This window comes from Clostridium sp. (assembly GCF_036646415.1).
Classification (GTDB): domain Bacteria; phylum Bacillota; class Clostridia; order Clostridiales; family Clostridiaceae; genus Clostridium_J.
In genome coordinates this window covers 1-8,810 of the sequence record NZ_JAVXMF010000048.1, presented here as the reverse complement: position 1 = coordinate 8,810, position 8,810 = coordinate 1, and the positions used below count along the sequence as shown (strand labels likewise).

General features: G+C 34.2%; 19 protein-coding genes and 1 pseudogene. All 20 read right to left on the bottom strand.

From position 1 onward, the window contains the following. Positions 1-191: pseudogene (locus RSD37_RS16335) on the bottom strand (DNA-directed RNA polymerase subunit alpha); the annotation flags it as partial. Between the two features lie 63 nt (positions 192-254). Next, positions 255-875 carry a 30S ribosomal protein S4 gene (gene rpsD, locus RSD37_RS16330; protein WP_346947793.1) on the bottom strand — a complete coding sequence of 207 codons (621 nt, stop codon included), beginning with the start codon at positions 873-875 and terminating at the stop codon, positions 255-257. Positions 876-894: 19 nt separating this feature from the next. Further along, positions 895-1,290, bottom strand: a complete 396-nt coding sequence (gene rpsK / locus RSD37_RS16325; RefSeq protein WP_346947795.1) for a 30S ribosomal protein S11 — start codon at positions 1,288-1,290, stop codon at positions 895-897. A gap of 12 nt (positions 1,291-1,302) precedes the next feature. Further along, positions 1,303-1,671: a 30S ribosomal protein S13 gene (gene rpsM, locus RSD37_RS16320; protein WP_346947792.1), complete on the bottom strand. Its 369-nt coding sequence runs from the start codon at positions 1,669-1,671 to the stop codon at positions 1,303-1,305. 43 nt (positions 1,672-1,714) lie between these two features. Then, positions 1,715-1,828, bottom strand: coding sequence for a 50S ribosomal protein L36 (gene rpmJ, locus RSD37_RS16315; protein ID WP_003373491.1), 114 nt, complete (start codon positions 1,826-1,828; stop codon positions 1,715-1,717). A gap of 15 nt (positions 1,829-1,843) precedes the next feature. Then, a complete protein-coding gene (infA, locus tag RSD37_RS16310; RefSeq protein WP_346947791.1) occupies positions 1,844-2,062 on the bottom strand; it encodes a translation initiation factor IF-1 in 219 nt (72 codons plus the stop codon). Positions 2,063-2,070: 8 nt separating this feature from the next. Further along, positions 2,071-2,352 carry a KOW domain-containing RNA-binding protein gene (locus tag RSD37_RS16305; protein ID WP_346947790.1) on the bottom strand — a complete coding sequence of 94 codons (282 nt, stop codon included), beginning with the start codon at positions 2,350-2,352 and terminating at the stop codon, positions 2,071-2,073. Positions 2,353-2,365: 13 nt separating this feature from the next. Continuing rightward, positions 2,366-3,112 (bottom strand): type I methionyl aminopeptidase, encoded by a 747-nt coding sequence (gene map / locus RSD37_RS16300; RefSeq protein WP_346947789.1) that lies wholly within the window; start codon positions 3,110-3,112, stop codon positions 2,366-2,368. Next, positions 3,099-3,761, bottom strand: a complete 663-nt coding sequence (locus RSD37_RS16295) for an adenylate kinase (RefSeq protein WP_346947788.1) — start codon at positions 3,759-3,761, stop codon at positions 3,099-3,101. The genes map and RSD37_RS16295 overlap by 14 nt, the downstream gene beginning before the upstream one ends. Before the next feature lie 26 nt (positions 3,762-3,787). Next, complete coding sequence (gene secY / locus RSD37_RS16290; protein ID WP_346947787.1) at positions 3,788-5,071, bottom strand: preprotein translocase subunit SecY; 1,284 nt, start codon at positions 5,069-5,071, stop codon at positions 3,788-3,790. Continuing rightward, positions 5,072-5,512 carry a 50S ribosomal protein L15 gene (gene rplO, locus RSD37_RS16285; RefSeq protein WP_346933166.1) on the bottom strand — a complete coding sequence of 147 codons (441 nt, stop codon included), beginning with the start codon at positions 5,510-5,512 and terminating at the stop codon, positions 5,072-5,074. Positions 5,513-5,529: 17 nt separating this feature from the next. Next, the gene (gene rpmD / locus RSD37_RS16280) at positions 5,530-5,709 is read right to left on the bottom strand and encodes a 50S ribosomal protein L30 (protein ID WP_346947786.1); all 180 of its coding nucleotides are present in this window, start codon (positions 5,707-5,709) and stop codon (positions 5,530-5,532) included. A 12-nt stretch (positions 5,710-5,721) separates the two neighbouring features. Beyond that, entirely contained in the window at positions 5,722-6,219 is a 498-nt protein-coding gene (rpsE, locus tag RSD37_RS16275; protein WP_346947785.1) for a 30S ribosomal protein S5, read from the bottom strand. Positions 6,220-6,236: 17 nt separating this feature from the next. Next, positions 6,237-6,599 carry a 50S ribosomal protein L18 gene (gene rplR / locus RSD37_RS16270; RefSeq protein ID WP_346947784.1) on the bottom strand — a complete coding sequence of 121 codons (363 nt, stop codon included), beginning with the start codon at positions 6,597-6,599 and terminating at the stop codon, positions 6,237-6,239. A 25-nt stretch (positions 6,600-6,624) separates the two neighbouring features. Then, a complete protein-coding gene (gene rplF, locus RSD37_RS16265; RefSeq protein WP_346947783.1) occupies positions 6,625-7,164 on the bottom strand; it encodes a 50S ribosomal protein L6 in 540 nt (179 codons plus the stop codon). A 24-nt stretch (positions 7,165-7,188) separates the two neighbouring features. Continuing rightward, positions 7,189-7,587 (bottom strand): 30S ribosomal protein S8, encoded by a 399-nt coding sequence (rpsH, locus tag RSD37_RS16260; RefSeq protein WP_346947782.1) that lies wholly within the window; start codon positions 7,585-7,587, stop codon positions 7,189-7,191. Between the two features lie 31 nt (positions 7,588-7,618). Then, on the bottom strand, positions 7,619-7,804 hold the full coding sequence (locus tag RSD37_RS16255; protein WP_147520504.1) for a type Z 30S ribosomal protein S14: 186 nt from the start codon (positions 7,802-7,804) through the stop codon (positions 7,619-7,621). A gap of 14 nt (positions 7,805-7,818) precedes the next feature. Continuing rightward, complete coding sequence (gene rplE, locus RSD37_RS16250; RefSeq protein ID WP_346947781.1) at positions 7,819-8,361, bottom strand: 50S ribosomal protein L5; 543 nt, start codon at positions 8,359-8,361, stop codon at positions 7,819-7,821. Positions 8,362-8,383: 22 nt separating this feature from the next. Beyond that, on the bottom strand, positions 8,384-8,698 hold the full coding sequence (gene rplX / locus RSD37_RS16245) for a 50S ribosomal protein L24 (protein WP_346947780.1): 315 nt from the start codon (positions 8,696-8,698) through the stop codon (positions 8,384-8,386). A 17-nt stretch (positions 8,699-8,715) separates the two neighbouring features. Then, the coding region (locus RSD37_RS16240) for an uL14 family ribosomal protein (RefSeq protein ID WP_346947794.1) at positions 8,716-8,810 on the bottom strand (95 nt) is incomplete at its 5' end.

The window sequence follows — 8,810 nt, the reverse complement described above, 5'->3', positions numbered from 1 at the left end:
TCATGTAGTACACCATCAATTTTAATCGAATTAGCAGCAACTCCAGGTAGTGAAGAAAGAAGAATTCTTCTTAATGCATTACCTAAAGTTATTCCATAACCTCTCTCTAATGGTTCTACAACAAATTTGCCATATGTACCATTTTCAGCGGTCTCAACACATTCTATTTTTGGCTTTTCTATTTCTAACATATATAACCCTCCTTTTAAATTTAGTGGTTTTTCTATATCGAGGGCAACTGATTACATTATTGACTATTTGCTGTATAACTCTACGATTAATGTTTCGTTAACAGGAACGTCTATGTCTTCTCTTACTGGTAATGAAGCAACCTTACCTTCAAATAATTCAACATTTCCTTCTAACCAATTTGGTAATGTTCTTGGATTTTCAGCAAAAACTTTGAATTTTTCAGAAGATCTGCTTTTTTCTCTAACAGCTATAACATCTCCAGCTTTTACAGAGTATGATGCGATATCTACTTTCTTACCATTCACTAAGAAATGTCCGTGGTTTACTAATTGTCTAGATTCAACTCTAGAGTTTCCGTAGCCTAATCTGTAAACAACGTTATCTAATCTTAATTCTAGGAATTTTAATAAGTTTTCACCTGTTATTCCCTTTTGCTTTTCAGCTTTTTCATAGTATTTTCTAAATTGTCCTTCTAGAACTCCATATATTCTCTTAGCTTTTTGCTTTTCTCTTAATTGAGTTCCATAGTTTGACATTTTCTTTCTACTTTGACCATGCTGTCCTGGTGCGTAACCTCTTCTAGTGAAAGCACATTTCTCAGTGAAACATCTATCACCTTTAAGATTAAGCTTTAGCCCTTCTCTTCTGCAAAGTCTGCATTTAGCTCCAGTATATCTTGCCATTAATTACACCTCCTGTTAATTAAACTCTTCTTCTTTTTGGTGGTCTACAACCATTGTGTGGAATTGGAGTTACGTCTTTAATTAATGTAACTTCTAGTCCTGCAGCTTGAAGTGATCTTATTGCCGCTTCTCTACCTGCTCCTGGTCCTTTTACGTAAACTTCTATACTTTTTAAACCGTGTTCCATAGCTGCTTTAGCTGCTGTTTCAGCTGCCATTTGAGCTGCAAATGGAGTACTTTTTCTTGAACCTCTAAATCCTAATCCACCAGCACTTGCCCATGACAATGCATTTCCTGCTGCGTCAGTAAGTGTAACGATGGAATTGTTGAAAGTAGATTTGATGTGTGCAGCACCGTGCTCAACATTTTTTCTCTCTTTTTTTCTTCTACTTCTTTTAACCTTCTGAGCCATAATATTCCCTCCTTACTATTTCTTCTTACCTGCCATAGTCTTCTTAGGACCTTTTCTTGTTCTTGCATTAGTTTTAGTCTTTTGACCTCTAACTGTAAGACCTTTTCTATGTCTAATTCCTCTATAACATCCAACTTCTTTAAGTCTTTTTATATCTAGAGCAACTTTTCTTCTAAGATCACCTTCAACTAGTAAGTTCTTGTTTACATAATCTCTTAATTCATTTACTTCATCTTCAGTTAAATCCTTTATTCTTGTATCTGGATTTATACCTGTAGCTTCAAGTATATCATGAGATTTTGGTAATCCAATACCAAATATATAAGTTAGACCTATCTCAACTCTTTTTTCTTTTGGTAGGTCAACACCTGCTATTCTTGCCATCTACAATCTACACCTCCTAAGTATCTCTACTAATTTATTTTCATTAACCTTGTTTTTGTTTATGTTTAGGATTTTCACAGATAACCATTACTCTTCCTTTTCTTTTTATAACTTTACATTTTTCACATATAGGTTTAACTGATGGTCTTACTTTCATAGCTAACCCTCCTTATTACTTATCTCTCCAAGTTATTCTCCCACGAGTCAAATCATATGGAGAAAGTTCTACTGTAACCTTATCGCCTGGTAAAATTCTTATAAAGTGCATTCTTAATTTCCCAGAAATATGAGCAAGTATTTTGTGCCCACTCTCTAATTCAACCTGAAAAGTTGCATTAGGTAGAGTTTCTAAAACAACACCTTGCATTTCGATTATATCATCTTTTGACATAAGGGTAATTAAACCTCCTCTATTATATCTTCAACCTGCAAAAATTTTCTAATTTTAGAATTGTTTATTCTACCATCAGATAAAATATCAACTCTAATGTCTTCAGCCAAAATATTTGTAAAAACTAAATGTTTAATTTTCTTTTTCTTTGGCTTTTCAATTTTTCTAAGGTCTCCATCTGAAATATAGACATACTCGGCGTCTATTATACCGATAATGATAAAGTGTTTACCTTTATCTCTTCCTGATTTTGAATGTACTACCTTTCCTAAAAGGCTGTTATCATCCACTATAGTCACCTCATTAGCTAAAAGTTAGTATTTCTACACCAGAATTAGTTATTGCTATAGTATTTTCATAATGGGCAGATAACTTTCCATCAGAAGTAACTACAGTCCAACCATCTGGTTTGATCTTAACTTTATAATTTCCCATGTTTATCATAGGTTCAATTGCAAGTACTATACCGTGTACTAACTTAGGGCCCTTACCAGCAGCACCATAATTAGGAACCTGTGGGTCTTCATGCATAGAAGTTCCTATACCGTGTCCAACAAAATCCCTAACCACAGAATATCCAAAACTCTCAGCATGTTTTTGTATCGCAGCTGAAATATCAGTAAGTCGATTGCCTACTACTGCCTTTTCAATGCCCTTAAAGAAAGATTCTTTAGTGACATCTATTAGATGTTGTGCTTCCTTAGAAATACATCCTACAGGGAAAGTTCGTGCAGCATCTCCATGATAACCATTGAGTATTGCCCCACAATCAACACTAATTATATCTCCCTCAACTAATACTGTATTACTAGGAATACCATGTATTACTACATCATTTACTGATGCACATATAGATGCTGGAAAGCCTCCATATCCTTTGAAAGATGGTGTAGCGCCTTGCGATCTTATAAATTCTTCTGCAAGTTTATCAATTTCTGCAGTGGTTATTCCTGGTTTTATTACCTTTTCAATCATTGCTAGTGTATCGGCAACAACCTTACCAGCACTTCTCATATATTCTAGTTCTGCATCACTTTTAATATTCATCACTATTTATCGCTCCTAAGATACCACAGATATTCTTAAAAACATCATTAATAGCTTGCGTGCCATCAACTTCCGCTAATAAATTTTTCTTACTATAATAATCTATTAGCGGTTGTGTTTGTGCATCATATATTTCAAGTCTTTCACTTACAGTTGCTTCATTATCATCATCTCTTTGTATTACAACACTACCACAAATATCACATTTACCTATATTTTTAGTAGGATTATATTTAACGTGATAACTAGCTCCACAAGTGGTACATACACGTCTTCCTGTCATTCTATCTATAATAAAACCCTTTGGAACCTTTATCAACAAAGCTGTATCAAGTTTTATACCTTTTTCCTCTAATAGAGTTTTTAAGGCTTCTGCTTGATTAACAGTCCTTGGATACCCATCTAGTAAAAATCCATTTTTGCAGTCATCCTGCTTTAATCTATCTTCGATTAAGTCGATAGTTAACTCATCTGGTACTAAATGACCTTTATCTATATATTTTTTAGCTTCAATACCCAACGGCGTTGCCTGCGAAATATTGTATCTAAAAATATCTCCAGTAGATATATGTGGTATAGAGTATTTATTACAGATTGACTTTGCCTGTGTTCCTTTTCCGGCTCCAGGAGGACCTAATAAAATAATTTTCACTAGTATCAACTCCAAACTTCATATTTTTATTTAAGGAACCCTTCATAATGTCTCATTACTAGTTGAGATTCTAATTGTTTCATAGTATCTAATGATACTCCTACTAAAATTAACAAACTAGTTCCACCAAATGAAATTCCTTGAAAATTTGTATAAGTAGCAGCCAGTATTGGAACTACTGCTATAATAGCAGCAAACGTTCCTCCTAAAAGGGATATTCTAGTCAATATCTTCTCTAAATATATTGCAGTTTTTTCACCTGGTCTAATACCTGGAATAAACCCTGAGGACTTATTCATATTCTCAGCCATTTCATCTGGCTTGAAAGTAATTATTGTATAGAACCATGCAAAGAATAGTATAAGTATGAAATATGATATAACATACTTCATAGTATTCTGCTGAAATATACTCCAAGGGCTAGTCATAATAAATACTGCAAAGGAAGATTGTGGCCATATTTGTGCTATAACACTTGGAAATTGCATTACTGACATACCAAAGATTATAGCCATAACCCCAGAAGAATTTAAACTAATGGGAATATGTGTAGATTGACCTTTCATAACTTTTCTTCCTACTGCTTTTCCTGCATATTGAACTGGGATTCTTCGTTCTGCTAAGTTTATAACAATTACTGTAATTAATAAAGCTAAAGCTACTGCTACGAATATTACAACCTCTACTGGACTAATACTTTTAATCTTAAGCATTTTTGCTATATTATAAGCGGTTTGTGGTAATGAAGAGATTATATTTATAAATATAATCACTGATACGCCACTCCCAATTCCATAAACTGAAATTTGTTCGCCTATCCATACTAACAATGCAGTACCTGTCGTCATTGTAAGTATTATAAGTAGAAGACCTATTGTGCCTTCTAATAGTATTGCTCCTGATCCTTTTATTAGGGCATACATTGCATATGCCTGAATAACTGCAAATACTAGAGCTGCATACTTAGTATAGTTTTGTATCTTCTTTCTTCCATCTTGACCTTCTTTAGAAAGTTGTTCTAAATAAGGAATTGCAATTGTAAGCAATTGAATTATAATTGATGCATTAATATACGGAGTAACTCCTAAAGCAAATATACTAAATTTACTGAAGGCTCCTCCTGCAATCATATCATAAAAATTCAAAAGAGAACCAGAATTACCACCAACTAATCCTGCAATCTTACTAACATCTACTCCTGGTACTGGAATAAATATTCCCATTCTGAAAATTACCACTATCATTAAAGTGAATAGCATTCTTTTTCTTAGTTCAGGAACTCTCCAAGCGTTTCGTAGGGTTGATAACATCTATATCACCTCAACTTTTCCTCCAGCCGCTTCGATTTTTTCTGCTGCAGCTTTTGAAATCTTATTAGCTTTAACAGTTAATTTCTTTTCAATGTTTCCATTTCCAAGAATTTTTATCCCATCGTTTACTTTCTTAGCCATTCCGATTTCACGAAGTAACTCTGGAGTAACTTCAGTTCCATCTTCAAATATATTTAGTCTATCTACATTTATGCAAGTATATTCTTTAGCGAATATATTTGTAAATCCTCTTTTAGGTAGTCTTCTATATAAAGGCATTTGACCTCCCTCAAATCCTGGTCTTGTTCCTCCACCAGATCTTGAGTTTTGTCCTTTATGACCTTTTCCAGCAGTTTTTCCCCAACCGGAACCAGTACCTCTACCGATTCTTTTAGGAGATTTTTTAGAACCTTCTGCAGGTCTTAACTCATGAAGTCTCATATTTACACCTCCTTAGTTTAAGCTTCTTCTACTTTTAGTAGGTAACTTATTGTATTAATCATACCTCTGATCTGAGGAGTCTCCTCGTGCTCAACATCTTTTCCTATTTTTCTTAATCCAAGAGCCTCTGCAGTAGCAATATGATTTTTCTTTCTACCTATTAAACTCTTTACTAATGTTATTTTAACTTTAGCCAAGGTATTCCCCTCCTATCCTAGAATTTCTTCAACAGTTTTGCCTCTTAGTTTTGCAACTTGCTCAGCTGTTCTTAAATTTGATAATCCGTTTATTGTTGCGCTAACCATATTTTTAGGGTTGTTTGAACCTAATGATTTAGCTCTAACATCTTTTAATCCTGCAAGCTCAAGTACTGCTCTTACTGGACCTCCAGCAAGAACTCCTGTTCCTTCTGAAGCTGGCATAATATGAACTACACCTGTGCCAGATTTACCATCTATTGTATGAGGAACTGTTGTTCCACTTAACTCAACTGTAACGATGTTCTTTTTAGCATCTTCGATACCTTTTCTGATTGCTTCAGGTATTTCGATAGATTTTCCCATTCCAACACCAACGTGTCCGTTCTCATCACCAACAACTACTAGTGCGCTGAATCTGAAGTTTCTACCACCTTTAACAACCTTAGCAACTCTATTTATATTTACAACTTTCTCTTTAAGATCAAGTGTGCTAGGATCAATTTTCATGTGTGTACCTCCTTTTTTTAGAATTTAAGTCCTGCTTCTCTTGCACCTTCAGCAAGCATTTGTACTCTTCCGTGGTATACATATCCACCTCTATCGAATACAACTTCAGTAATTCCTGCTTCTATTGCTTTCTTAGCTATTATTTCACCAACTAATTTAGCAGCTTCTTTATTACTACCAACTTTTATAGCAAAATCTTTATCTAAGGTAGATGCAGCAACTAATGTTCTTCCAGCAACATCATCTATAACTTGAGCATATATATTTTTTTCACTTCTATATACTGAAAGTCTTGGTCTAACAGCTGTTCCGTGAATCTTTTTACGTACTCTTAAATGACGCTTTTCTCTTGATAGCTTTCTATCAGCTTTATTGAACATGTAATTCTCTCCTTTCTAATAGCTATTATTTACCAGTCTTACCTTCTTTACGTCTGATAACTTCGTCAGAGTATTTAATACCCTTTCCTTTATAAGGCTCAGGCTTTCTCCAAGTTCTTATGTCAGCTGCAACCGCACCAACTAATTCCTTGTCTATACCTTTTACTATTATTGTGTTAGCGTCTGGAAGTTCAAATGTTACTCCCTCAACTGCACTTATTTCAACTGGATGTGAGAATCCAAGGTTTAATGTTAATCCCTTACCTTTTGCTGTTGCTCTATATCCAACACCAACTAATTGTAATGTTTTAACGAAACCATTAGTTACTCCAACTACCATATTATTTATTAATGCTCTTGTTAATCCATGTAGAGCTCTATGTTCTTTTACATCGCTTGGTCTTGTAACGACCACTTGATTATCCTCTATAGCTATGTTGATATCCTTAACCATTGTTTTAGTTAATTCACCTTTTGGTCCTTTAACTGTAACAACGTGGTCTGGTGTTACTGTAACAGTTACACCAGCTGGTATAGCTATTGGAAGTCTTCCTACTCTTGACATAATCGCACCTCCTTGTTCAATAAACTACCAGATATAGCAGATAACTTCTCCACCTAATCCTAATTTTCTAGCTTCTCTATCAGAAACTAATCCTTTAGAAGTTGATATTATTGCAACTCCTAATCCATTTAATACTTTAGGAATATCATCTTTACCAGAATAAACTCTTAATCCTGGCTTAGATATTCTCTTAAGTCCTGTTATAACTCTATCCTTATTTTGGCCATATTTCATGCTAAGTCTTAGCATTGAAACACTACCATCTTGATATTCTTCTATATTCTTAAGATATCCTTCTTGAAGCATAATGTTTGCAATTGCCTTCTTTATTGTTGAAGAAGGAACTTCTACTATTTCATGTCTAACAATATTTGCATTTCTTATACGTGTTAGCAAATCTGCTATCGGATCAGTCATATTCATTTGTTGTGCCTCCTTTCATATGATCTGTATATTACCAGCTCGCCTTTTTACATCCAGGAATTTGTCCTTTGTAAGCAAGTTCTCTGAAACATATACGGCAAATACCAAATTTCTTTAATACAGAGTGTGGTCTTCCACATAATCTGCATCTAGAGTAAGCTCTAGTTGAATACTTAGGTTCTTTTTTCCATTTTTCTATTAAAGCTTTACGTGCCAAGTCATTCCCTCCTTTTATTGAGCAAATGGCATTCCAAGGAATCTTAATAATTCTCTTGCTTCCTCGTCTGTCTTTGCAGTAGTTACAAATATTATATCCATTCCTCTTACTTTATCGATTTTATCATACTCGATTTCAGGGAATATTAATTGTTCTTTTATTCCTAGAGCATAGTTTCCTCTTCCATCAAATGACTTAGTAGGAACGCCTCTGAAGTCTCTAACTCTTGGTAATGCTATATTCATTAATTTGTCCGCGAATTGGAACATTTTTTCTTTTCTTAATGTAACTTTGCATCCAATAGCCATGTTCTCTCTTATTTTGAAGTTAGCAACTGAGTTTTTAGCTCTAGTTAATACAGCCTTTTGTCCAGTGATTAATTGCATATCACTTACAGCAGCATCTAAAACCTTAGAGTTATCTTTAGCTTCTCCAACTCCCATGTTTATAACTATCTTTTCAAGCTTAGGTACTTCCATAACATTTTTGTATCCGAACTTATCCATCATAGCTTGAACTACTTCATTATTATATTTCTCTTGTAGTCTTGTAACCATTTGTTAAACCTCCTTTCGCGAATTAAAATGTTTCTCCGCACTTCTTGCAAACTCTAACTTTAGTACCATCTTCTAGTACTTTATTGCTTATTCTAGTTACGCTTTTACATTTATCGCAATATAACATAACTTTTGAGCTGTTAATAGCTGCTTCAAAGTTAACTATTCCACCTTGCATATTTTGTTTGCTTGGTTTTTGATGTTTTGTTACTACGTTAACCCCAGCAACAACAACTCTTCCTGTTTTAGGATAAACAGCTAAAATTTCTCCAATTTTACCTTTATCTTTTCCAGAGATAACCATTACGGTATCTTTTTTTCTAACATGAACTTTCATTTTTGCTACCTCCTATCCTATAGTACTTCAGGTGCTAGTGATAATATTTTATTATACTCTTTATCTCTTAGCTCCCTAGCAACAGGTCCGAAGATACGAGTTCCTTTTGGAT